Here is a 23819-nt window from a genome sequence, read left to right on the forward strand (position 1 = left end):
CATTCGATGGAGATGACCGTGAACCCGTACCCCCTGCACCCCGAATGCCCCGACCTGCGGCGGCTGGCCGACAACCCGGCCGAGGCGCTGCTGCGCGCGGAGGCGGACATCGTCGCGGCGGAGAACGCCGCCGAGGCGGACCGGTACCGCCGGCTGGAGGAGCTGGAGGAGGCCCAGCAGGACGGCCGGGGCGTCACCCGGCGTACCTTCGTCGCCGGCGCCGCGGCCACCGCGACCGCCCTGGCCACCGCCCAGTTCGTCACCACCTCGGCGTCGTTCGCGGCGACGAAGACCGGCACGCTCATCCACGTCTTCCTCTACGGCGGGCTGGACGGGCTGAGCCTGGTCGCCCCGGCCGACGACCCGGTGCTCAGCCGGACCCGCCCCGACCTTCTTCTCGGCAACGACTCGCTGGCCCTCGGCCGCGGCTTCAAGCTGACCAGCGCGTTCGCCCCGCTGGAGCAGTGGCTCAAGGCCGGCCAGCTCGGCTTCGTGCCGGCGGTCTCCGACCCGCGGCTGTCCCGCAGCCACTTCCAGGCCGCCGACGCCTGCAACCTGGGCGGCCTGCCCGGGGAGACCGGCGGCCGGGGCTGGCTGGACAGCCTGGTGGACACTCTCGGCAAGGGCACCGCGTTCCGCAGCGTCGGCATCGGCAGCACGCTGCCCCGCTCGCTGGTCGGCGTGAACGGCGCGATCTCCCTGAACAACGTCGGTGAGCTGCGGCTCAACGGCGACGACCGGTACCGCGCCGCGACCGAGAAGGCGATCCGCGGCCTCTTCACCGGGATCAACCACCCGGTGGAGGAGGCGGTGATCGAGGGGATGGGCGCGCTGGCCACCGCGCAGAAGCTCGCCGCGAAGCCGTACGCGGCCGCCGCCGGGGTGAAGTACGAGGGCGTCGGCAACGCCTTCCAGCAGCTCGCCCAGCTCATCAAGGGCGGCGCGAACGTCCGGGTGGCGACGGTCGGCATGGGCGGCTACGACACCCACGAGAACCAGGGCACCCGCGAGGGCGGCCAGCTCTGGCGCCGGCTCAACGAGCTGGCCAACGCGATGGCGGCCTTCTTCACCGACCTCGGCGACCGGGCCGCCGACGTGACGGTCATGGTGTCCAGCGAGTTCGGCCGGCGGGTCGCCTCGAACCAGGGCGGCACCGACCACGGGCACGGCGGGGTGGTCACCATCCTGTCCGGCCGCAAGCTCGCCGGCTCGCTCCTCGGCACGTGGAACGGGTTGAACGATCTGGACAGCGGAGACGTACCCGAGTACAACAACATGTTCAACGTCTACGGGTCGGTCGCGCAGGGTCGGTTCGGACTGACGACCGTGCAGGTGGACAAGGTCTTCCCCCGGCAGAAATACGTCCCCATGAAGCTGTACGCGTGACATACCAGGACATCCACGCCACCGGCCGCCGTACCGGGTCTTCCGCCCCGTACGGCGGCCGTCCGGCTGCCCCCGTACCCCCGGGACGGCCGCGCCGGGGGCCCGGCGGGCGGCGGGCGCTGGTTGCCGCCTTCTGGCTCGGCCTGGTCGCCGCGGTGCTGCCCTGGTGGCTGGCCACCCCGCCCGGCTCGCTGGCCGACACCACCGACGTGCTCACCGCGGCCGGCCGGATCACCGGCCTGGTCGCCGGTTACCTGCTGCTGGTCCAGGTGCTGATGATGAGCCGGCTCGGCGTGCTGGAGCGCTGGCTGGGCGGCGAGCGGCTCTCCCGGGCGCACCGGGACCTCGGGGCCACCCTGCTGGTGGCGGTCCTCGCGCATCTGGCGCTGCTGGTGGTCGGCTACGCCCGGATGGAGAAGAACTCGGTCCTCGGCCAGGTCGGCGCCCTGCTGACCCACTACGAGGACATGGTCTCCGCCTTCGTGGCCGCCGGGATCATGGTGACGGTCGGCTTCACCGCGGTCCGGGGTGTCCGCCGGCGGCTGCCCTACGAGCTCTGGTACCACCTGCACCTGACCAGCTACCTCGCCCTGCTGCTCGGCTACGGGCACCAGTTCAGCAACGGCGCCCAGCTCTACGAGCCCGGGCCGGTCCGTACCGGCTGGATCGCCGCGTACCTGCTGGTGGTGGCCGCGCTGGTGTGGGGCCGGCTGATCGCCCCGCTGGGCTTCAACCTGCGGCACCGGCTGCGCGTCGCCGACGTGGTCGCGGAGAGCCCGGACACCATCTCGATCTACCTGACCGGGCACCGGCTCAACCAGATCGACCTGCTCGGCGGCCAGTACTTCCGCTGGCGCTTCCTCAACCCCGGCTGCTGGTGGCAGTCGCACCCGTTCTCGGTCTCCGCGGCGGGCAACGGCCGCTGGCTGCGGCTCACCGTGAAGGTCGTCGGCGGGCACACCGCCGAGCTGCGGGATCTCGCCCCGGGCACCCGCGTCTGGGCGGAGGGTCCGTCCGGCACCTTCACGGCGGCGCACCGGACCCGCGAGCGGGCCCTGCTGATCGCCGGGGGCAGCGGCATCGCACCGCTGCGGGCCATGCTGGAGGAGCTGCCGCCCGGCGCGGCCCTGATCTACCGCGCCCGTACCCCGGCCGACGTGCTGCTGCACAACGAGCTGGACTGGCTCGCCCAGGCCCGGCACACCTCGGTCTGGTACGTGATCGGCTCCCGCGACGACCCGGGCCCCCGCCAGGTGATGAGCCCGGAGGGGCTGCGCCGCCTGGTGCCCGACCTGACCCGCCGCGACGTCTACCTGTGCGGCCCGGGCGGCCTGGTCGACGAGGCGGTCCGGGTGCTGCGCCGGGCCGGGGTGCCGCGCCGGCAGATCCACCTCGCCACCTTCGAGCTGTAGGGAGGCCCCGCCCATGCGTCGCGCGCTCCTCGCGATCACCGGCGTGGCCGCCAGCACCACCGCGCTGGTCGTGCTCAAGGGCGCCCCGGGCACGAGCCAGGCCGCCCAGGACCGGCCGGTCGCCGAGGCCCCCGTCGTACCCGGCGGCTCGGCGGCCCCCGACCCGACCCCCGGCGGCGTCACCCCCTCCGCCGGACCCGGTGCGTCGGCGAAGCCGAGCGCCAAGGCCGGTGCCAGCCGCACCCCCGGCACCCGAACCAGCGCCACCGCGAGGGCCACCACCGCCGCGCCGCGGACCACCACGAGCGCGCCGAAGGTCACCACCCGGACGGTCACCGGGCCGGTGGTCAGCTACAAGTACGGCTCGCTCCAGGTGCGCATCACGCTGAGCGGGACCCGGATCGTCGACGCCACCGGCCTCGGCATGCCGCTGGACGGGCAGTCCGGGCTGCGCAGCGACGACGTGCAGGCCCGCTACAGCGGCAGCTCGGGCGAGGTGGTCGCCAAGCAGAGCGCCAACCTGAGCACCGTCTCCGGGGCGACCTACACCAGCACGGCGTACAAGCAGTCGCTCCAGGCCGCGATCGACAAGGCGTGAGGTAGGTGGCCGCGGGCCGGCCCGGCCTGCGCCGGGTCGAGCAGATCATGGGTACGGCGATCAGCCTGGAACTGGCCGACGACCTGCCCGCCGCCACCCTGCACGAGCTGGCCGAGCGGACCTTCGCCTGGCTGCGTGAGGTGGACGGCCGGTTCAGCACCTACCGGGCGGACAGCGAGGTGTGCCGCCTGGACCGGGGCGAGCTGCCGCTCGCCGAGGCGTCGGCCGACCTGCGGGCGGTGCTGGAGCGCTGCGCCGACCTGTGGACCGGGACCGACGGCTTCTTCGACGCGTACGCCACCGGGCGGCTGGACCCGTCCGGCTACGTCAAGGGCTGGGCCGCGCAGGTCGCCTCGGACCGGCTGGTCGCGGCCGGCGCCCCGAACCACTGCGTGAACGCCGGCGGCGACGTCCGGGTCCGCGGTCACACGGCGACCGGCGGCCCGTGGCGGATCGGCGTCCGGCACCCCTGGGACCCGGCGGCCACCTGCCTGGTGCTGACCGGCACCGACCTGGCCGTCGCGACCTCCGGGGTGTACGAGCGCGGCCACCACGTCGTCGACCCGCGCCGGGGCGCCCCGGCCGTCGGCCTGCGCTCGGTCACCGTGGTCGGCCCCGACCTCGGGGTCGCCGACGCCTACGCCACCGCCGCCGTCGCCATGGGGGAGCCCGGCATCGCCTGGCTGGACCACCTCCCGGCCCCCTGGCGTCACGCGGTGGTGACGGACGACGCCCGCCTCCTGCACTCCCGGGACCTGCCGCTGGCGACCTGACCCGGGAGCGACGGAGTCAGCGGAGGGGGCGGTGGGTGCTGGCGGGGCGGGAGCCCCGGGGACGCGAGCCGCGGGGCCGGGTGCCCAACGGGCGCGTGAAGGCCCAGCGGTACGGGCGGCGCCGGTGCCGCGGTGGCTCGGTACCGCCGCTGTGGCGGGCCGCGTCGTCCTCGGACATCGTCAACCCCCGCTCTGGCGCGCGTGCGCCCTCACCAGGCACAACGAGTGCGACGCCGGTGAGGTCGCTGTCCGGGAGCCGTCGGTCAGCAGCCGCGCCGGGGGAGGGGGAGCTGGCCGGGGAGCAGCTCGGAGGCGAGCGTGATCCCGGCCGCCCGTAACGCCGCGATCAGCGCGTTCTGCACCAGGTACGAGTCGGGCAGCCGCCAGCGCGCCTGCTCGGGGGCGACCGCCCAGCGCACCGTCCCCTCGGGCAGCCGGGTCGGCGGGGCCGGGATCCACGAGCCGGGACCGTGCCGGACCACGTGGAAGCAGTGCTCCAGCTCCGGCCGCAGCGGGTCGCCGGGGCGGACCAGGAACATCCAGCGGCCGGTGGGGGTGACCAGGACCGGACCCCGTACGCCGGCGCCGGCGGGGTGGGTGGCGACCGTGTCCAGCACGCGCCGGCCCAGGTGGGCCGCGACCTCCAGCACGTCGAACGCCCGCCCGGTGGGCAGCAGCACCCCGTGCGGGCGGTCCCGCCACCAGGTGGCCACCCGGGCCGGGTCGGCGCTCGCCGCGTGCTCCCAGTTCTCCAGCGCGGGATGGCAGCCGACCGTGGGGCAGCCGGCCCGGCCGCAGACGAAGCGGCTGTTGGCCAGGCAGGCGCCGGGGGTCACCTGCCAGCCGTGCGCGGCGTACCGGACGGCGACCCGGCGCAGCCGGACCCGTTCCAACGGCGACAGGTGAGCCACGCGCGGTCCGACATTCCCCCACATGTGTGCCACCCCTTCTCGCCCCACCCGGACTGTCCACACGCCACACCACGAAGGCCGTCACTGCCGTAACCCACACTCGTTGAGCTGACGAACGGCCGATGCAACTTGCACGAAAACTACGAGAACTGGCCGTACGGCCGACGTACAGAGTGTGCGACCAGCGAAAACCTAAAAACCGAAGGACCGTCGCGATTGGTCGACCGGGGGGATCAGCCGGATGCGAGCAGGGGGAGGGATGGTCAGATGGACGAGCTACCCATAGGCCGGCGGGTGGCGTACTGGCGGAGCCGGCGCAAGATGTCGCAACAGGTCTTCGCCGACCGGCTCGGCAAGTCCAAGAGCTGGGTGGACAAGGTGGAGCGCGGCGTCCGGCGGCTGGACAAGTTCTCCGTCGTCTACGAGATCGCCGACATCCTCCAGGTCGACGTGCAACTGCTCCTCGGCAAGGACCCGGAGCGGCGTACCGACGCCCTCAACTGCATCGACCAGGTCGAGGTCGAGGAGATCCGGGCGGCGCTGGAGCGCTACGACTCGATGAGCGCGTACTTCGACGCGGCGCCCTACCCCCCGCCGCTGACCGACATGCGCAAGGCGGTCAACCACGCCTGGCTCACCTACCAGTACGGCCGCTACGGCATGCTCACCCGCGCCCTGCCCAAGCTGCTGCGCGACGCCCAGGCCGCCGACGCCGGCTACGGCGGCGACCAGGCCCGGGAGGCCGCCCACCTGCTCGGGCAGGTCTACCAGATCGCCTCCTCGGTGCTGCGCAAGCTCGGCGAGTGCGACCTGGCCTGGCTGGCCGCCGACCGCTCGATGGCGGTCGCCCAGCGGGCCGACGACCCCCTGCTCGCCGGCATCGCCACCACCCGGGTCTGCAACGCCCTCGTCGCGATGGGCCGCCCCCGCCCCGCGCTCGAACTCAACGTGCGGATCGCCAACCGGCTCGCCCCCGGCGGTGAGAACGACGTCCGGCCCGAACGCCTCTCCGTCTACGGCATGCTGCTGCTCCAGGGCGCGATGGCCGCCGCCCGGATCGGCGACTCGGCGACCGTGGACGACCTGCTGACCGGGGCCGCCGAGGCGGCCACCCTGCTCGGCGGGGATCACAACCACTACTGGACCTCGTTCGGCCCGACCAACCTGGAGCTGCACCGGGCCGCCGCGGCCGTCGAGCTGGGCGACGGCGGCCGGGCGGTGGAGACGCACCACCGCCTCGCCGAGCCCGCGTTCAACGCGCTGCTGCCCGAACGGCGCGCGCACCACCTGCTGGACATCGCCCGCGGCTTCGCCCAGATCGGCGACGTCGCGAACGCCGGGGACATGCTGCTCCGCGGCGACCGGCTCGCGCCTTCCGAGATCCGTTGCCGGCCCATCGCCCACGAGGTGATGTCGGACGTGCTCCGTCGCACACGGGGTGCGCCGCCTTCGCCGATCGCGGAGTTGGCTGAGCACATGGGAGTCGGAGTATGAGCGCGTGGCCGGCCGGATGAGCGGTCCGCACACCAGCAACGGGCACCGTCGGGTGCTCTACGCCATCGCCTGCGGTTCGCCGCTGGCCCGTCACGTCGGCCGGCTGGTCGACCTCGCCCAGCAGGACGGCTGGCAGGTCTGCGTGGTCACCACGCCGGACGGCGCGAAGTTCGTCGACCGGACGGCCCTGGCGCGGCAGACCGGTCACCCGGTCCGCACCCACTACAAGAACCCGGGCGACCCGGACGTGCTGCCCCCGGCGGACGCCATGCTGGTCTGCCCGGCGACGGTCAACACCGTCAACAAGTGGGCGGTCGGCATCGCCGACACCCTCGCCCTCGGCCTGCTGGTCGAGGGGCAGGGGCTGGGGGTGCCCATCGCGGCCGTGCCGTACACCAACGTGGCGATGGCCGCGCACCCGGCGTTCCGGGCCAGCCTGGCCCGGCTGCGCGAGTGGGGGGTCCGGGTGGTCTTCGGCGACCACGTCGTGCCGCTGCACCCGCCCGGCACCGGCGAGCGGCACCTGGACGCCTTCCCGTGGGGAGCCGGCCTGGCCGCCCTGCGCGCCACGCCACGCCCGGTCGCCCCGGTCGGCTGAGGTGCGAGCGGGGCCCCTTGTCGGCGGATTCCGTCGGACAAGGGGCCCCTCCGCACAGTCATCGGGCATGTGGGTCGTCCAACGCCGGTAAGCTGGCCGGCCGTGAGCACAACCGGATCGCCGCCCACGGTCGCCGACGTGGTGGCCGCGCTGGACCGCCGCTACCCGCCCGCCTGGGCCGAGGAGTGGGACCGGGTGGGCCTGGTGCTCGGGGAGCCCGCGAACCCGGTCCGGCGGGTCGCCTGCGTGGTCGACGTGGTCCCGGAGACGGTGGCGGAGGCGCTCGCCGCCGGGGCCGACATGATCGTCGCGCACCACCCGCTGCTGCTGCGCGGGGTCTCCTCGGTGGCCGCCACCACGTACAAGGGCCGGATCGTGCACCGGTTGATCAAGGCGGACGTGGCGCTGTACGTGGCGCACACCAACGCCGACGTGGCCGACCCCGGGGTGTCCGACGCCCTGGCCGCCCGGTTCGGGCTGACCGGGCTGCGCCCGCTGCACCCGCCCCGCCCCGGCTCGCCCGCCGACGGTCCCGGCCGGGGCATCGGCCGGATCGGCGAGCTGCCCGCCCCGCTGACGCTGGCCGAGCTGGCCCGGCACGCCGCCGCCGTGCTCCCCGTCACCGCCTGGGGAGTTCGCGCCGCCGGGGATCCCGGGCGTATGGTTCGTACCCTCGCCGTCAGCGGTGGCTCGGGGGACAGCTTCCTCGCCGAGGCGACCGCGGCCGGGGTGGACGCGTTCCTCACCGCCGACCTGCGCCACCACCCCGCCGGCGAGCACCTCGCCGCCGGCGGGCCGGCCCTGCTGGACGCCGCCCACTGGGCGACCGAGCGACCCTGGCTGGACGACCTGGCCGCCCAGCTGCGGGACGAGCTGGGCGTCGAGACCGTGGTGTCCGACCTGGACACCGACCCCTGGACCGTGCACGCCGCCGCACCCCGACCGGACGACAAGGAGCCCCGACCGTGAAGGCTGACCCGAAGGTGCAGCGCCGCCTGCTCGACCTGCAGGCGATCGACACCGCGCTCGCCCAGCTCACCCACCGCCGCCGGACGCTGCCGGAGCTGGCCGAGCTGGAGGCCCTGGCGCGCGAGCTCTCCGCGCTGGAGGACGAGCGGGTCCGCGCCCAGGTGGCCGTGGACGACCTCGACCGGGACATCGCCCGGCTGGAGAAGGACGTCGATCAGGTCCGGGCCCGCAAGAGCAAGGACGAGGCGCGGCTGGCCGCGGGCAGCGGCCCGGCCCGCGAGCTGGAGGCGCTCCAGCACGAGCTGGCGTCGCTGAACCGCCGGCAGAGCGACCTGGAGGACGCCGAGCTGGAGCTGATGGAGCAGCGGGAGACCGCGCAGGGCGTGCTCGACGGCGTCGAGCGGCGGATCGCCGAGTCCCGGGACCGGCGGGTCGCGGCCGAGCAGCGCCGCGACGACAGCCTCGCCGAGATCGCCAAGGAGGAGGAGTTCAAGCGCGGCTCCCGCCAGCCGCTCGCCGGCGACCTGCCGGCCGACCTGGTCGCCCTCTACGAGAAGATCCGGACGGACACCGGGCTCGGCGCTGCCCTGCTCACCGGCGGCCGCTGCGGTGGCTGCCGGCTGGAGCTCTCCGGCGCCGACCTGGCTCGGATCCGCAAGGCCGACCCGGACGACGTGGTCCGCTGCGAGGAGTGCCGGCGGATCATGGTCCGGACCAACGAGTCCGGGCTGTAGCCGCCGTGGCGGTGCGCGCGGTCGTGGTGGAGGCCGACGGCGGGTCCCGGGGCAACCCGGGGCCGGCCGGCTACGGCGCGGTGGTCCGGGACCCGGCGACCGGTGAGGTGCTGGCCGAGCGCGCCGAGTCGATCGGCACGGCCACCAACAACGTGGCCGAGTACCGCGGCCTGATCGCCGGGCTGGAGGCCGCCGCCGAGCTGGGCGCGGCCGAGGTCGAGGCCCGGATGGACTCCAAGCTGGTGGTCGAGCAGATGTGCGGCCGCTGGCAGATCAAGAACCCGGGGCTGCGGCCGCTCGCCGCGCAGGCCGCCGGGCTGGTCGGCCGGTTCGCCAGCGTGCGGTTCAGCTGGGTCCCCCGGGAGCGCAACAAGCACGCCGACGCGCTGGCGAACGCGGCGATGGACGCGGCCGCCGGCCGGGCCCCGGCCCGACCCGTCGTGGAGTCGCCGCGGATCGTCGAGCCGCCGCGCGAGGTGGCCGCTCCCGACTCGGCCGCCCGGGCCGCGGCCCGCGAGGTGGCCGCGCGAGCCGCCACCGGCCGGGCCACCGGCACCGACCCGGCCACCACGCCGGCCTCCTGGGAGCCGCGCCCGACCGAGGAGGGCACCCGGCTGATCCTGGTCCGGCACGGCGAGACCGAGCGGACCGTGCAGAAGCGCTACTCCGGCCGCGGTGACGTGCCGCTGACCGACCGGGGCCGCGCCCAGGCCCGGGCCACCGCCGCCCGGGTGGCCGCCCTCGCGCCGTCGGTCGCGGCCGTGGTCAGCTCCCCGCTGTCCCGCTGCACGGCCACCGCCGAGGCGATCTCCGCGCTGGTCGGCAACCCGCCGGTACGCCCCGACGACGACCTGATCGAGTGCGACTTCGGGGTCTGGGAGGGGCGCACCTTCGCCGAGGTGCGTGACGGCTGGGCCGGGGAACTGGACGCCTGGCTGGCCTCCACGAGCATCGCCCCGCCCGAGGGTGAGTCGTTCGCCGCGGTCGCCGAGCGGACCGGCCGGGCGGTGGACCGCCTGCGGAAGGCGTACCCGGGGGAGACCGTCGTGGTGGTCTCCCACGTCTCGCCGATCAAGCTGGTGCTGCGCGACGCGCTCGCGGCCGGCGACGCCTTCCTGCACCGGCTCTACCTGGACACGGCGGGCGTCTCGGTGCTCGACCTCTACCCGGACGGCGGCGTCGCGGTCCGCTCGGTCAACGACACCGCCCACCTGTCCGACCTCTGAGCCCCACGGCGACTCCCGCCCGGCGCGTCCGACGCCGCGCCGCGACCTGGAGCCGCCACCGGCCGCCCGCCGTTCGGCGCACGCGGGCGGCCGCTCGGCGCATCGCCGTCCTCCGGTAGAACGTGACCGCGTTCACAGGGTCGTAGCCTCCGGCCGTCACATGGCAAGTTACGACTTCCCGGAGGTGTGTCACATGGCAGCACCAGAACCGGAGGCGCCGACAACGGCGCGATCCAGGGCGAAGGACCACAGCCCCTGGAACTGGTTGCTCTTCATACCGATCGTGGTGCCGCTGATCCCGGCCTTCTTCAACGCCGACTCGCCCCGACTGTTCGGGTTCCCCCGTTTCTACTGGCTGCAACTGGCCTGGATCCTGCTCGGCGTCGGGACCACCACGCTGGTCTACCAGATGACCAAGAAGCGGGGTGACCGCTGATGTGGCGCGACCACCTGACCGAGATCATCGTCTTCAGCCTTCTCTTCCTGCTGGTCAGCGCCATGGGCTTCGTGGCGGCCCGGTGGCGGGCGCCGCGCGACATGGCGCACCTGGACGAGTGGGGGCTGGGCGGGCGCAGCTTCGGCGGCTGGATCACCTGGTTCCTGGTCGGCGGTGATCTCTACACCGCGTACACGTTCGTGGCGGTGCCGGCGCTGATCTTCGGGGCCGGGGCGGCGGGCTTCTTCGCCGTGCCGTACACGATCGTCATCTACCCGCTGGTCTTCCTGGTGCTCTGCCGACTCTGGTCGGTCTCGCACCGACACGGCTTCGTCACGCCCGCGGACTTCGTCCGCAACCGGTTCGACTCGCCGATCCTGGCGCTGCTGGTGGCGATCACCGGCATCGTGGCGACCATGCCGTACATCGCGCTCCAGCTGGTCGGCATCGAGGCGGTGCTCAAGACGATGGGCGTGACCGGGGACAGCGCGCTGGCCCGGCACCTGCCGATCATCATCGCCTTCGCCATCCTGGCGGCCTACACCTACCAGTCGGGGCTGCGGGCACCGGCGCTGATCGCCTTCGTCAAGGACTCGCTGATCTACATCGTGATCCTGGTGGCGGTCATCTACCTGCCGTACAAGCTGGGCGGCTGGGGCGACATCTTCGACGCGGCCGACGCGAAGTTCAAGGCGTCACCCGCTCCCGGGGACGGCATCCTGCTCAACGCCAACAACCAGCTCCAGTACGTCACCCTGGCGTTCGGCTCGGCGCTGGCGCTCTTCCTCTACCCGCACAGCATCACCGGCGTGCTGGCCAGCCGGAACCGGGACGTGATCAAGCGGAACATGTCCGCGCTGCCGGCGTACAGCCTGCTGCTCGGGCTGATCGCGCTGCTCGGGTACATGGCCATCGCGGCCAACGTGAAGCCGCTGCCCGGCGCCAAGGCCGGCAGCGTGGACGGCAACACGGTGGTGCCGCTGCTCTTCGACAGCCAGTTCCCGGACTGGTTCGCGGGCGTGGCGTACGCGGCCATCGGCATCGGCGCGCTGGTGCCGGCGGCGATCATGTCGATCGCGGCGGCCAACCTGTTCACCCGCAACATCTACAAGGAGTACCTGAAGCGGGACGCCAGCCCGGCGCAGGAGGCGAACGTCTCGAAGATCACCTCGCTGGTGGTGAAGGTCGGGGCGGTGGCCTGCATCGTCTTCCTCGACCCGCAGTTCTCCATCGACCTCCAGCTCATCGGCGGCGTGATCATCCTCCAGACGCTGCCGGCGGTGGCGCTGGGCCTCTACACCCGCTGGTTCCACCGGACCGCGCTGATCGCCGGCTGGGTGGCCGGCATGGGGCTCGGCATGTGGATGCTCTACCAGGTCGGGAACCCGGCGACCGGGAAGAAGCACTTCGCCGGCTCGGCCTTCCCGCTCTCCGAGTTCGGCTTCGACACCAAGAAGACGATCTACGTGGGCATCGTGGCGGTGCTGGTCAACCTGGCGGTGGCCGCGCTGCTCACCCTGGTGCTGCGGGCCGCGAAGGTGGCCGACGGGGTGGACGGCACCACTCCGGACGACTACTTCGCCGACGAGGGCGACCCGCGGGTCACCCCCGGCCCGGACCGCGACGCGGACTCCGCCCGGGAGCCCGTCGCCTGAGCGCAGCAGGGCCCCCGGTCGACGCCTCGCGTCGGCCGGGGGCCCTGCCGTCACCTGCGCCGGTTGCGCGCGTCGAGGGCCTCGTTGAGGCGGTGCAGCAGGTCCGCGAGGGTGTCCCGGTCGTCGCCGGTCCAGTCGGCCAGGATCTCGCCGTAGAGCCGGGTGCGGGCGGCCCGTACCGCGGCCATCCGCTGGAGGCCGGCGGGGGTCGGTGAGATCACCGTGCCGCGCCCGTCGGCCGGGTCGGGGGTACGCGCGATCAGCCCGTCCCTCTGCAGGGCGGAGACCTGCCGGGTGACCGTGGAGCCGTCCAGGTTCAGCCGGGCGGCCAGCGCCGACACGTTCTGCGGGCCGGCCTTGTCGAGGTGCCGCAGGATCACGTACGCGGCCCGGTCCAGCACCCGGTGCTCGGCGGTGCCGGTGGCCCGGCGGGTCGCCTCGCCGAGCCGCATGAGCAGCGCGATCTCGGTCTCGATCCGGCCGAGTGTGACGGCGTCCGGATCCGTTCCCGTCCTGTGGTCGTCCCTCATAGCTGTATGATACAACAGATTTACCTGTAAGATACAGCTATCTGTCTGGAGGCGCGGAGTGGATCGGCGATCCGAACCCAACCGCAGTGCCATCTACGCCACCACCCTGGTGGCCTTCCTCGCCATCGCCGGCATCGCCGTGGTGGACCCGATCCTGCCCGCCATCGGCGAGGCGATCGGGGTCACCGCCTGGCAGGTCGAGCTGCTCTTCACCGCGTACATCGCGGTGATGGCGGTCGGCATGATCCCGGCGACCCTCGCCAGCGGGCGGTTCGGCTTCAAGCCGGTGCTGATCACCGGCGTCTCGGTGGTCGGCGTGGCCGCCATCCTGGCGTCGTTCAGCAACGACATCGTGCAGCTCTCCGTGCTGCGCGGCGTCTGGGGCCTGGGCAACGCGATGTTCTTCGCCACCGCCATGGTGGTGCTGGTCAACCTCGCCAACGACCGGGAGTGGGTGGTCGGCCTCTTCGAGACCGCGCTCGGTCTCGGCTTCGCCGTCGGCCCGTTGATCGGCGGCCTGCTCGGCGAGGTGAGCTGGCGGCTGCCCTTCTTCGTCTGCGGCGTGTTCATGGTGCTGGCGCTGGCCGTCGCGTCGCGCAAGCTCCGCGAACCGGCCCACAAGCAGCCCCCGGTACGCCTCGGCGCGATCTTCTCCACCTACCGCAAGCCGGCGTTCGTCACGCTCTGCGTGGTCACCGCCGCCTACAACTTCGTCTTCTTCGTGGTGCTCGGCTACACGCCGCTCTACCTGCACCTCGACGTCATCCCGCTGGGCCTGGCCTTCACCGGCTGGGGCCTCGGCCTGGCCGCCGGCATCCTGCTGGTCGGCCACCGGCTGGCGCACCGGATCGGCGCGGTGCAGACCGTCGGCGTCGCCATCGCCGGCCTGCTGGTCTGCATGGTTCTGTTCGCCACCTCCACCGGGACCGCCATGTCGCTGGTGGTGCTGGTGCTGGCCGGCCTGTTCATGGGCCTGGCCAACGCCAACCTCACCGATCTCGCCCTGGGCCTCGGCTCCCGCGACCGTCGGGTCGCCACCGGGGCGTTCAACCTGGTCCGCTGGGGCGCCGCCGCGCCGGCCCCGATCATCTCCGGCAAGCTCGCCGAGCACGGGCTCGCCCTGCCGTTCTGGGTCGGCTTCGGGGTGCTCGCCGTCGGCGTGCTGGTCTACCTCGCCTTCGCGCACGTGATGGCCGCCGGCTACGGCGAGCGGGTCCTCTGGTCCCGGTGGAACTCCGCCGCCCGGCGCAACGAGCACGCCCCGGAGGAGCCGGTCGGCGAGGCGTACTGAGGTGCGGGGGGCCCGTCCCGTCGGGCCCCCCCACGCTCGGTCGCTCAGCCCAGGGCGCGGTAGAGCAGGTAGAGGCCGATCACCGTGCCGAAGACCACGACGAGGGTCTTCAGCACCGCCGGCGGGAGCCGGCGGACCAGCCGGGCGCCCGCGTACCCCCCGACGAGGGTGGCCGGCGCGACCACCGCGACCGCGGCCCAGTCGACCGGGCCGAAGAGCGCGAACACCACCAGCGTGGTCAGCCCCACCACGGCCGAGAGCAGGTTCTTGATCGCCGACACCCGGGCCAGCGTGGTGTCCAGCACCAGGGCCAGGCCGGCCACCAGCATCACTCCGAGGGCGGCGCCGAAGTAGCCGCCGTACACCGTGCCGAGCGCCACCATGGCCTGCACGGTGACGGTACGGCGGCGCGGGGCGAGGTCGGCCGGATGGCCGACCAGCCGACGCAGCGGATCCTGGAAGGCCAGCACGGCGGTCGCGCCCAGCACCAGGAACGGCACCACCAGTTCGAACGCGCGCGCCGGGGTGGCCAGCAGCAGCACGCAGCCGACGACCGTGCCGGCCGCCGCGGTGGGCAGCAGCAGCCAGAGCGCCCGCCCGCGGGGCAGGTCGGCCCGGCTGCCCGCCACGCTGGCCACGTAGCCGGGGAAGACCGACACCGAGTTGCTGACGTTGGCCGGCACCGGGGGCAGGCCGGTCGCGATCAGGGCCGGGAAGGTGATCAGGGAACCGCCCCCGGCCACCGCGTTCACCGTGCCCGCGGCGAGACCGGCGGCGACCAGCAGCGCCACGTCCGAGAGCTCCATGATCCCGCAGGCTAGCCCTCCCGACCCGCTCCCGCAGAACCCCCGCACCCGCACCTCCCCGGGTTGATCAAGAAATTCGCGTCAAAATACGGCCTCACCGCGACACAAACTTCTGATCAACGCCGGAAGCGCGCGGTTCGCGGGGTGGAAATGCGGGCGGTCCGCCCGTCGTTAGGATGAACAGCGCGACGGACGAGTCGACCGGGCGGTCGCGTCGACGGGCTGCGGCCCGTCGCCGAGGAACGTCCGGACTCCACAGGGCAGGGTGGTTGCTAACGGCAACCCGGGGTGACCCGCGGGACAGTGCCACAGAAAACAGACCGCCGGCCCGATACGGGACGGTAAGGGTGAAACGGTGGGGTAAGAGCCCACCAGCATCCCGGGTGACCGGGATGGCTCGGTAAACCCCACCCGGAGCAAGGCCAAGAATGGGCCGTCACCGCAAGATGACGGCTCGCGCAGACGCTTGAGGGCGGCCCGCCCGATGTCTGCGGGTAGGCCGCTGGAGCCTGCCGGCGACGGTAGGCCGAGATGGATGGCCGCCGCCGGCCCGCCCCTCGGGGCGTGCCGGTGACAGAATCCGGCGTACAGGTCGACTCGTCCGTCGCCCACCAGGTCGCAGCCTCGATCAAAGGCTGCGACCTCGTTCTGTCTCAGGCGGTCGTTGAGCCTTGGCGATCATCATCGGTCCGTGTTCGACCGTTCCGGTACATGCCAGGCCGTGTGCCGCGTAGACGTGACGGTCGATTGCCGCGACCCTTCCCGCGAGGTCTTTACGTCCCGTCGCCGGCCTTCCGGGCGGTCAAGGGCCGAGTGGCCTGCGGTCACCCGCCCCGAGCCGGTGGCGACATCTGATCATGCGAGTCCGTCTCGTACTTTCATATATCTACATACCGCTAACTCTGTGCGTAGCATTCCTACCGAACCCGCCGGAGCGCGTCGGCGCCCGCCGGGTGGCACGGGGGTGCCCCTTACCCCGCCGCAGTTCCTTTCCCACCGGAACCACGCACCGCGGCGGCCCTACGGTCCGGCGACGGCTGCGTGACGGCTGTCAGGAGAACGGCTTGGTATTCAGCGGGCGGCATCGCATTCTCGCGATGCTGGCAATCAGCGCACTGGGGGTGGGACTGCTTCAGGCTCCGGCCTCGGCAGAGTCCACCTCGACGACGACCGGACCGGACAACCCGGTCCTCCTGGAATCCTTCTACGAACCCACCCCGGACGGGCGGGCGGCAGCCGATCTGACGGCACCGGCTCAGCTCGCGCCGCTCGCTCCCAGTTCCGTCCGCAGGCCGCCCGGCTCACCGGACGCCGACGGCCGGGCCGCCGAGTGCATGAGCCAACCCGGCGCCGGGAGCGTGGAAGGGCGTACCCACAACCGCTTCCTGTGGTGCCAGTCCATCTTCGTCGGCAGCAGGGTCTACAGCGTGGACCGGAAGGTGTACGTCGGCCAGGCGGTCTTCGCCATGAACGCCGTCGCGTACGGCCGGGACGACGGCAACCGGACGGTCGAGGTCTTCTTCCGCTCCGTGCCCGGGAGCCTGCGGTATCTGGAGGGCGACCGGGGCGAGCTGGCCAACGCGATCTTCATGGTGTTCGCCGACTGCACGACCTGGCTCGACGGCTGCTCCTCCGGCGGGCCGTCCGCCGCGAAGAGGTTCGCGGACTGGAACCTCGACGGGTCGTGGCACTCCTGGACCGTCGCCTCGTCCGAGTACCGCGGCGTGGGACCGGACAAGGTCGCCCGGCACGACTGGGCGCTGACCATCGACGCCTACGCACCCGGCACGCCGGACGCCGGCGGCGAGGACCTGCCCTCGCACCGGATCCGCTGTGACACCGCGCAGGTCGGCTTCCCCAAGTCGCGGGCGAAGGCCTGCATCATGGACGACGTCATCCCGCACCTGCAGTACTCGCTGCGGAGCGCGAACTACGCGGAGGTATCCGCGCACGTGCACTGCGCGATGACCCCGGGCTGCCAGACGTGGCCGGGGCCGCGAACGGACCGGGTCATCCCCGGCCGGTACACCGGCAACCGGAACGATCCGGGCCTGCACCGGATCACCGACAAGTTCCCGGTCGACGCGTCCGACAACAACCGGACGTACTACTCGAAGAACTCCACGGCCAAGGACGCGGCGTGCGCGACCCTCCCGTCGTGGGTGCTGGACCGGACCACCCAGCAGTGCGACGAGTTCCCGTTCGCCTCCACCATCGAGGGGGCGGGCAAGGGTGACGGCAACTTCTCCGTCCTCGGCGTGACCAGCCGCCACAACAGTTGCGCCGGCAACGCCCTCGGGAAGTTCTACCGCGACGACCGGATCCTGGTCTGGCAGCCGGCGCTGCCGAACGAGGCCCTCGACACCTATTACGTGGAGATCACCGACGTGCCGACGGGCAGCACCGACGAGTGCCTGCCACCCGAGGACGACCCGGCCGAGCCGAACCTGCCGCCGACCGCGAACGCCGGGCCGGACACCACCGGCGACGAGGGCTTCACCATCGTGCTGGGCGGCTCGGTCAGCGACCCAGACGGCAACCCGCCGACGGCGCAGTGGACCTACTCGCCGGGCCCGGACTCCGATCCCGGCATGTCCTGCACGTTCCACGACTCGCGCAGCGCGAACACCACCATGGAGTGCAACGACGACGGAACGGTCACCGTCACGCTGACCGCGTTCGACGGGGTGAACGCGGCGGTGAGCGACAGCGCCGTCGTCACCGTGCGGAACGTCGACCCGAGGCTGCGCCGGCTCGGCGAACTGGCCCCGTCGAGGGCCGCCGCGACCGAGGACGTGGAGTACGGCATCACCGCGCCGCAGCCGTGGCAGGTGTTCCGGGTCGGCGACCCGGTGCCGTTCAAGGCCCGTTTCCTCGATCCGGGCAGCAACGACACCCACTCCTGCGCGATCGAGTGGGACGACGGGCAGACCAGCACCTTCGATTCGTACGCGGACCGCTGCGAGGCGACCCACACCTTCACCCATCCCGGGATGTTCACCATCAAGCCGAAGATCACCGACGACGACGGTGGTGTCTCGCCCGCGGCGAGCGTCATGGTGATCGTGTACGACCCGAACGCCGGATTCATCACCCAGGGTGGCTGGCTGGACTCCCCGGCCGGCGCACTGGTCGACGACCCGGCGGCGCAGGACCGGCTGACCGTCGAGTTCAACCCGAAGTATCTGCCCCCGGAACCGGGACCGGCGCTCAGCGGCGGCAAGGTCGCCGCGGCACTGCGGGGAACCGGGTTCGACCTCACCTCCACCACCCTCGAATGGCTGGTGGTCACGCCTGACCGGAAGGCGGCCGTGAAGGGCACCGGCACGATCGGCGGGGCGGCCGGGTACGGCTTCGTCGCGTACGGTTTCGACACGCCGGACGCGGTCCGCCTGGTGGTCTGGCCGTTGTCGGCGGGGGACTATCCGCAGCAGACGCTGGTGTACGACAACCGGCCCGGAAAGAGCTACGACCTGGACCTGAGTGACCCGCAGCCGCTCGGCGGCGGATCGGTCCAGGTGCACGAGTAGGACCACCGGCGCCCGTACCGTGATCGGGAGGATCGATGACCGCTGCCTTCGACGGCCTGCTGAGCGTGCACTACAGCCAGGCGTACGTGGTCAGCGGCGACGAGCCGCCCGATCCGGTACGGGCGTTCGCCGGTCAGGTCAACGGCCTGTGCGGGGCCCGCGTGCCCGGCGCCCTGTTCCTGGTGACCGGCCGGAACACCGGGGAGGTCGGCTTCCGGGCCGACGTGGTGGACGGGCCGCCACCGGTCGACCCGCGGTGGGAGGAGGTCGTCGAGGTCTCCTTCACCGCGCTGTCCGACGACGTCAACCTGATGGACTGGCACCAGGAGGCGTATCCGCTGCCGCTGCGCGAGTCGGTCACCTACCGGGTGCGCTACTGCGCCCGGGGCATGGACGCGGGCAAGACCTACCTCGGCGAGCCGGGGGTCACCCTGCCGTTGGACCACTATCTGCTGCTCTTCTGGCCGGCGCCCGCGGAGGCGGACCGGATCGTCCGGCGGACCAGCCGGATCGCGGCGTACTGGCACGACGAGGGTTTCGTCGCCGGCTGACCGGGCCGGCACCGCACGCGTCCGTCACCCCAGGGCCCGGTTGTCCGGTTCCGCCCACCTCGTGGGACGCCTGTTCCGCAGGCTGCCAGGAGCAGGATTTGCCGGGGCGCAACTAGGATCGTGGCGTGGTCAGGGCAGACGTCCTGCGGGACGAGCAGCGGTTGCGCCGTATCGAGGCGGTGACCGACGCCACCCTGTCCCGACTCGATGTCGCCGACCTCTTCGACGAGCTGCTCGACCGGGTGCGGGACCTGCTCCAGGTCGACACGGCCGCGATCCTCCTGCTCGACGTCCGTGCCCAGCAGCTGGTGGCCACCGCGGCCCGGGGGCTGGAGGAGGAGGTCCGGCAGGGTTTCCGGGTCTCCGTCGGTCGCGGGTTCGCCGGTCAGGTCGCGCTCACCCGGCAGCCGGTGATCCTCCAGACCGTCACCTCGGACAACGTGGTCAACCCGATCCTGCTGGAGACCGGCGTGCAGTCCCTGCTGGGCGTGCCGATCACGGCCCAGGGGGAGCTGGTCGGCGTCCTGCACGTGGGCACCCTGACGCCCCGGCGGTTCGACCTCGACGACGTCCGCCTGCTCGAACTGGTCGCCGACCGGGTCAGCCTGGCCAGCCGCGCCCGGGAGAACATGCTGGACCAGGCCGCCGCCCTGGCGCTGCAACGCAGCCTGATCCCCACGGAGCTGCCCCGCCTGCCCGGCCTGGAGCTGGCCGGCCGGTACGTCCCGGGCCACGCCTCCGGAGTCGGCGGCGACTGGTACGACGTCTTCACCCTGCCCTCCGGCTGGGTGGGCGTCGTCGTGGGCGACGTCTCCGGGCACGGTCTCCAGTCCGCCGTCGTGATGGGCCGGGTCCGCAGCGCGCTGCGCGCCTACGCGCTGGTCTGCGACGACCCGGCGGAGGCGCTCACCCTGCTCGACCGGAAGGTGGTCCACTTCGAGGCCGGCAGCCTGACCACCGCGCTGTACGCGATGATCTCGCCCGACCGGGAGACCGTGCGCGTCTCGGTGGCCGGCCATCCGCGTCCCGTGGTGGCCGGGCCGGGCCACCCGAACACCGTGCTCGCGGCGCACATCGATCCGCCGCTGGGCGCCGGCCGCCGGGATCAGACGCGGCACACCATGACGTTCGACTTCCTGCCCGGCTCGGTACTGGTCGCCTACACCGACGGCCTCGTCGAGCGGCGCGGGGAGCTGTTCGACGTCGGCGTGGCCCGGCTGACCGAGGCCGTTCCGCTGGCCTCCGTCGACACCGTGACCGCCACCGTCATGGCGACCCTGGACACCGAGCACCCGGCCGACGACATCGCTCTGCTGGCCGTCCGCCGGCTGCTCCGGTAGCCCGGGGTCACCGCGGCCAGTTCCGCAGCAGGGCGTCGAGAGCGTCCAGGGTGCGGGACCAGGTGGCGTCCGTCGTACGCGGGGTGTGGCGGAAGCCCCCCGCCCGCTCCAGCGACACGTAGCCGTGGAAGGTGCTGTGCAGCAGGCGTACCGCGTCCGTCTGGTCGGGCTCGGCGAGCTGGTAGCCGCGCAGGATCGCGCGGGTCATCTCCGCGTGCCGCCGCGCCGCGCTCGCCTCCGCCGTCTCCCGGTCGAGTTGCAGCTGCGCCGCCGCGTACCGGCCGGGGTGCCCGATGGCGTAGTCGCGGTAGGCGTTGGCGAAGGCCACCAGCGCGTCCTTGCCCGCCCGGCCGGCGAGCGCGTCGGCGGCCCGGTCGGCCATCTCCGCCAGGGCCAGGACGGCCACCCGGACCCGCAGCTCCTGGGCGCTCCTGAGGTGGAAGTACAGGCTGGCGTCCTTCACCCCGAACCGGCGGGCGAGCGCCGAGACGGTCACGTTCTCGAAGCCGACCTCGTCGGCCATCTCCGCCGCCGCCAGGGTCAGGCGTTCGACCGTCAACCCGGTACGGGCCATGTGTCCCACCCCACGTCTAGATGCTCTAGCTCTTTACCTAGGAGGTCTAGACTAGCGCCTATGACACCCCTCACCGAGCCCGCCATCCGGGCCTCCTTCGTCAATTGCACCAAGGGCGAGGCGAAGCGCCTGGCCCTGCCCCGGGATCTGGCCGAGCGGCCGTGGGCGGACCTCGACTTCCTCGGCTGGCGCGACCCCGCGGCGGCGGAGCGGGCCTACCTGGTCGCCGGGTCCGGCACCGGGCTGGTCGGGGTGGCCCTGCGCGTGGCGCCGCAGACGGGGCGGGTACGGCGCAGCATGTGCTCGCTCTGCCTGACCACGCACACCGGGGACGGCGTCTCGCTGATGACCGCCCGCAAGGCGGGGCGGGACGGGCGTGCCGGCAACTCCGTGGGCAGCTACCTCTGCACCGACCTCGCCTGCTCGCTCTACCTGCGGGGGAAGAAGAACGCCGGCCGGCGCCTCGACGAGTCCATCACGCTGGCCGAGAAGATCGACCGGACCACCGCCAACCTGGCCGCCTTCCTCCAGCAGGTCGTCGGATAGGCCCGCACCGACCCCTCACTGTCGACGGACGCCGCCGGTCAGGCCCAGCCAGTCGGCCAGTGCGGCGAGTTCCGCGTCCACCGCCGCGGTCACCCCGGCGGTGAACGGCTCGTCCTCGTGGACCGCGTCCACCCGCAGCACAGACGCCCTGCGGTCGGCGGTCGCGTCCACCTTGCCCACCAGCCGGTCGTGGTGCAGCACCGGCAGCGCGAAGTAACCCCAGCGCCGCTGTGCCTTCGGCACGTACATCTCCAGCCGGTACTCGAAGTCGAAGAGCTCCAGGGCGCGCTTGCGGTCGTGCACCAGCCGGTCGAAGGGAGAGAGCAGCGCGGTGCGCCCGGGGAAGGGCGCGCCGTCGAGCGCCGCCGGATCGACCCGCCAGGCGCCGGCCGTACCCTCGATCTCGGCCGGCTCGCCGGCCTCGCCGACCACCAGGGGGCGGGCGACGCCGAGCGAGCGGAGCAGCCGCTCGTCGCGGAGCCGGCGGGCCTCCTCGGCGGGGACCGCCGGCGTGCCAGCCGGGTAGACCCGTTCGGCGAGGTCCCAGGTGCGTTGCCGGCCGACCCGGCCGGCGACGGCGATCTCGCCGCGTGCCGCGAGGAACTCCAGCATCTGGGTGACGTTGCGGTTGTTCGTCCAGCCCGTCGACGGCCACGGCACCACGCTCCGGTCCTCGACGTCGCGGCTGAGCAGCGGCCCGGCGTCGCGCAGCAGGTCCAGCACGTAGCGGCGGAAGGTGTCGTTCGCGGCCAGCCACTCGCGGTGCCGACCCGCCTCGGGCCAGGCGGCCATGTCGGTGAGGTGCAGCCGCAGGTCGATCATCGGCCGCACCATGGCCCGGTGCTCGAACAGGCTGCGGTCCCGCTCCAGCGCCCGGGTCAGGTCGCTCGGCCGGTAGCTAGCGCCCAGCCGGGTCCAGGCGACCAGGTCGGCGTTGGGGGCGATGGCGGCGGTGGGGTCGATCTGGAGGAACGTCAACCGGTCCACCAGCGCCAGCAGGTCGCCGGGCCGGTGCGCGTCGAGCAGTTGGGCGCGGACGGCGACCCGGCGGGCGGTGGCGCGGTCGAGCCGGTGCGGAACCATGCGGGCGAGACTAGCCGGGCCGGTCGGCCGCTGCACCCTATGTAGATTTCCGATACAGTGCCGACCATGAGGCTGACGATCCCCGTGGCGAAGGTGCTCTCCGCGCTCCTCGCCGACCCCGACGCCCCGCGTTACGGGCTCGACCTCATGCGGCTCACCGACCTGCCCAGCGGCACCCTCTATCCGGTCCTGCACCGGCTCCGGGCCGCCGGCTGGCTCGCCGCCGACTGGGAGGAGATCGACCCGGTCGCCGCCGGCCGGCCCGCCCGCCGCTACTACCGGCTCACCGGCGACGGGGTGCAGGCCGCCCGGCTGGCGCTGGCCGAGCTGCGCGCCCTCGCCCCCGAGGCCAGGCCGTCCCGGGGCGGGGCCGAGCCGACCGGAGCCCCGGCGTGGTGACCCGTCGGCTGGCCGGGGTGCTGCTGCGCGCGGCGGCGCAGCGTTGGCCGGTGGAGCTGCGCGACGAGCTGATCCGGGAGTGGGACGCCGAGCTGCACGTCCTGGCCGGGCGCGGGGAGCGGTGGCGGATGCTGCGCTTCGCCGCGAGCCTCGCCGCCAGCCGGGCCGGCGTGCCGGAGGTCGACCGGGCCGTGCCGGAGCGGCGGCTGCGGCGGACCGCCCGGGTGCTGCTGCTCGCCCCGCCGGCGTGCGTCGCGATCGTCGCGCTCGCCGCCGTGGTGATGAGCCTGGCGTACGCCGTGCTCGGCGCCCGCGTCGCCTGGGCCACCGCGGTGCAACTGCCGCTCTGGTCCGGCCTCACCGCCGGGGCGGGCGCGCTGCTCGCCCTCCTCGTCACCCGGGCCGCGCGGCGGACCGTACGCACCGGACCGCTGGCCACCGCGCTCGGCGTCGTGCTGCCGATCGGGCTGACCGTGACGGTGGTGCTCGCCGCGCTCGCCGGCTCGGGCGAGCGCGGCCTGGCGGGTACCGTGCCCGGGCTGCTGCTCTGGCTCGCCCTGCTGGTGGGGGCCCTCTGGGGCGCGGGGATCCTGGCCCGCCGGGGGCGGACCCGGCTGGCCTGGGCCGTCGGGGTGCTCGGCGCGCTGGTCGCGGCCGACGCCGCGGTCGTCCTGGCGGTGGTCTCGGCCATCCCGGGGGCTACCGTCGGGCCGGTCGCGGACGGCCTGCCCCCGGACACGGTGGACCGGGTCTCCGCCCCGCTCTGGCTGCTCACCTGCTGGACCGACTCGTCGCTCGGGCTGCCCCGGCCCACCGCCTGGGAACGGTTCCTCATCACCGACCTGGTGCTCGTCGAGCCCGTCTTCTACCTGGCCTGCACCCCTTACGCGGTGGCGTACGCCGTCGCGGCGGCCCGGCCGGCGGCGGCCACCGCACCCGCGCCGGAGCCCGTCCCGTCACCCGCCTGAACCCGCCGA

Annotated in this window: 23 protein-coding genes and 1 other RNA gene; 19 read left to right on the top strand and 5 right to left on the bottom strand. The window is 73.3% G+C overall.

Features of this window, described 5'->3' with window-relative positions; genetic code table 11:
- The first annotated feature begins 12 nt into the window (after positions 1-12).
- The 4 genes from IEY96_RS12385 to IEY96_RS12400 are packed head-to-tail and all read left to right on the top strand — an operon-like array spanning position 13 to position 4169.
- The gene (locus IEY96_RS12385; RefSeq protein WP_229791591.1) at positions 13-1386 is read left to right on the top strand and encodes a DUF1501 domain-containing protein; all 1374 of its coding nucleotides are present in this window, start codon (positions 13-15) and stop codon (positions 1384-1386) included.
- Positions 1383-2798, top strand: coding sequence for a ferredoxin reductase family protein (locus IEY96_RS12390; RefSeq protein ID WP_189194967.1), 1416 nt, complete (start codon positions 1383-1385; stop codon positions 2796-2798). The genes IEY96_RS12385 and IEY96_RS12390 overlap by 4 nt, the downstream gene beginning before the upstream one ends.
- A gap of 13 nt (positions 2799-2811) precedes the next feature.
- The gene (locus tag IEY96_RS12395) at positions 2812-3396 is read left to right on the top strand and encodes an FMN-binding protein (RefSeq protein WP_189194968.1); all 585 of its coding nucleotides are present in this window, start codon (positions 2812-2814) and stop codon (positions 3394-3396) included.
- A gap of 47 nt (positions 3397-3443) precedes the next feature.
- A complete protein-coding gene (locus IEY96_RS12400; RefSeq protein WP_189195264.1) occupies positions 3444-4169 on the top strand; it encodes an FAD:protein FMN transferase in 726 nt (241 codons plus the stop codon).
- 263 nt (positions 4170-4432) lie between these two features.
- On the opposite strand, the gene IEY96_RS12405 is transcribed toward IEY96_RS12400, so the two are convergent.
- Positions 4433-5104 carry a bifunctional DNA primase/polymerase gene (locus IEY96_RS12405; protein WP_189194969.1) on the bottom strand — a complete coding sequence of 224 codons (672 nt, stop codon included), beginning with the start codon at positions 5102-5104 and terminating at the stop codon, positions 4433-4435.
- A gap of 243 nt (positions 5105-5347) precedes the next feature.
- On the opposite strand from IEY96_RS12405, the gene IEY96_RS12410 reads away from it, so the two are divergent.
- The 7 genes from IEY96_RS12410 to mctP all read left to right on the top strand — a co-directional run bounded on the left by IEY96_RS12410 (position 5348) and on the right by mctP (position 12192).
- Complete coding sequence (locus tag IEY96_RS12410; RefSeq protein ID WP_091319837.1) at positions 5348-6574, top strand: helix-turn-helix domain-containing protein; 1227 nt, start codon at positions 5348-5350, stop codon at positions 6572-6574.
- A gap of 16 nt (positions 6575-6590) precedes the next feature.
- Complete coding sequence (locus IEY96_RS12415) at positions 6591-7172, top strand: flavoprotein (protein WP_189195265.1); 582 nt, start codon at positions 6591-6593, stop codon at positions 7170-7172.
- Between the two features lie 138 nt (positions 7173-7310).
- Positions 7311-8141 carry a Nif3-like dinuclear metal center hexameric protein gene (locus tag IEY96_RS12420; RefSeq protein WP_189195266.1) on the top strand — a complete coding sequence of 277 codons (831 nt, stop codon included), beginning with the start codon at positions 7311-7313 and terminating at the stop codon, positions 8139-8141.
- Positions 8138-8875: a zinc ribbon domain-containing protein gene (locus tag IEY96_RS12425; protein WP_189194970.1), complete on the top strand. Its 738-nt coding sequence runs from the start codon at positions 8138-8140 to the stop codon at positions 8873-8875. Before IEY96_RS12420 ends, IEY96_RS12425 begins: the two co-directional genes overlap by 4 nt.
- A gap of 5 nt (positions 8876-8880) precedes the next feature.
- The gene (locus tag IEY96_RS12430) at positions 8881-10101 is read left to right on the top strand and encodes a bifunctional RNase H/acid phosphatase (protein WP_189194971.1); all 1221 of its coding nucleotides are present in this window, start codon (positions 8881-8883) and stop codon (positions 10099-10101) included.
- A 193-nt stretch (positions 10102-10294) separates the two neighbouring features.
- Positions 10295-10537: a DUF3311 domain-containing protein gene (locus IEY96_RS12435; protein ID WP_107078118.1), complete on the top strand. Its 243-nt coding sequence runs from the start codon at positions 10295-10297 to the stop codon at positions 10535-10537.
- Complete coding sequence (gene mctP, locus IEY96_RS12440; protein ID WP_189194972.1) at positions 10537-12192, top strand: monocarboxylate uptake permease MctP; 1656 nt, start codon at positions 10537-10539, stop codon at positions 12190-12192. The genes IEY96_RS12435 and mctP overlap by 1 nt, the downstream gene beginning before the upstream one ends.
- A 50-nt stretch (positions 12193-12242) precedes the next feature.
- Here mctP and IEY96_RS12445 read toward each other — a convergent pair whose 3' ends face one another.
- On the bottom strand, positions 12243-12722 hold the full coding sequence (locus IEY96_RS12445; protein ID WP_189194973.1) for a MarR family winged helix-turn-helix transcriptional regulator: 480 nt from the start codon (positions 12720-12722) through the stop codon (positions 12243-12245).
- Between the two features lie 58 nt (positions 12723-12780).
- On the opposite strand from IEY96_RS12445, the gene IEY96_RS12450 reads away from it, so the two are divergent.
- Entirely contained in the window at positions 12781-14013 is a 1233-nt protein-coding gene (locus IEY96_RS12450) for an MFS transporter (protein WP_189194974.1), read from the top strand.
- Positions 14014-14057: 44 nt separating this feature from the next.
- On the opposite strand, the gene IEY96_RS12455 is transcribed toward IEY96_RS12450, so the two are convergent.
- A complete protein-coding gene (locus tag IEY96_RS12455) occupies positions 14058-14819 on the bottom strand; it encodes a sulfite exporter TauE/SafE family protein (RefSeq protein ID WP_189194975.1) in 762 nt (253 codons plus the stop codon).
- 193 nt (positions 14820-15012) lie between these two features.
- Here IEY96_RS12455 and rnpB point away from each other — a divergent pair.
- From rnpB to IEY96_RS12475, 4 genes are all read left to right on the top strand, one after another.
- An RNA gene (rnpB, locus tag IEY96_RS12460) (RNase P RNA component class A) lies at positions 15013-15423 on the top strand.
- Between the two features lie 823 nt (positions 15424-16246).
- Positions 16247-18349 carry a PKD domain-containing protein gene (locus tag IEY96_RS12465; RefSeq protein WP_189194976.1) on the top strand — a complete coding sequence of 701 codons (2103 nt, stop codon included), beginning with the start codon at positions 16247-16249 and terminating at the stop codon, positions 18347-18349.
- Between the two features lie 35 nt (positions 18350-18384).
- Positions 18385-18900 carry a hypothetical protein gene (locus IEY96_RS12470; RefSeq protein ID WP_189194977.1) on the top strand — a complete coding sequence of 172 codons (516 nt, stop codon included), beginning with the start codon at positions 18385-18387 and terminating at the stop codon, positions 18898-18900.
- A gap of 125 nt (positions 18901-19025) precedes the next feature.
- Positions 19026-20240 carry a PP2C family protein-serine/threonine phosphatase gene (locus IEY96_RS12475; RefSeq protein ID WP_189194978.1) on the top strand — a complete coding sequence of 405 codons (1215 nt, stop codon included), beginning with the start codon at positions 19026-19028 and terminating at the stop codon, positions 20238-20240.
- Positions 20241-20247: 7 nt separating this feature from the next.
- Here IEY96_RS12475 and IEY96_RS12480 read toward each other — a convergent pair whose 3' ends face one another.
- The gene (locus IEY96_RS12480; RefSeq protein WP_189194979.1) at positions 20248-20814 is read right to left on the bottom strand and encodes a TetR/AcrR family transcriptional regulator; all 567 of its coding nucleotides are present in this window, start codon (positions 20812-20814) and stop codon (positions 20248-20250) included.
- 60 nt (positions 20815-20874) lie between these two features.
- On the opposite strand from IEY96_RS12480, the gene IEY96_RS12485 reads away from it, so the two are divergent.
- On the top strand, positions 20875-21360 hold the full coding sequence (locus IEY96_RS12485; protein ID WP_189194980.1) for an FBP domain-containing protein: 486 nt from the start codon (positions 20875-20877) through the stop codon (positions 21358-21360).
- Between the two features lie 15 nt (positions 21361-21375).
- On the opposite strand, the gene IEY96_RS12490 is transcribed toward IEY96_RS12485, so the two are convergent.
- Positions 21376-22443 carry a DNA glycosylase AlkZ-like family protein gene (locus IEY96_RS12490; protein ID WP_189194981.1) on the bottom strand — a complete coding sequence of 356 codons (1068 nt, stop codon included), beginning with the start codon at positions 22441-22443 and terminating at the stop codon, positions 21376-21378.
- A 66-nt stretch (positions 22444-22509) separates the two neighbouring features.
- Here IEY96_RS12490 and IEY96_RS12495 point away from each other — a divergent pair, with 66 nt between their 5' ends.
- Both IEY96_RS12495 and IEY96_RS12500 read left to right on the top strand, forming a co-directional pair.
- A complete protein-coding gene (locus tag IEY96_RS12495; protein ID WP_189194982.1) occupies positions 22510-22842 on the top strand; it encodes a PadR family transcriptional regulator in 333 nt (110 codons plus the stop codon).
- A complete protein-coding gene (locus IEY96_RS12500; protein WP_229791561.1) occupies positions 22836-23810 on the top strand; it encodes a hypothetical protein in 975 nt (324 codons plus the stop codon). Before IEY96_RS12495 ends, IEY96_RS12500 begins: the two co-directional genes overlap by 7 nt.
- Positions 23811-23819 lie beyond the last annotated feature (9 nt).

This window comes from Micromonospora fulviviridis (assembly GCF_014648395.1).
Lineage (GTDB): Bacteria > Actinomycetota > Actinomycetes > Mycobacteriales > Micromonosporaceae > Micromonospora > Micromonospora fulviviridis.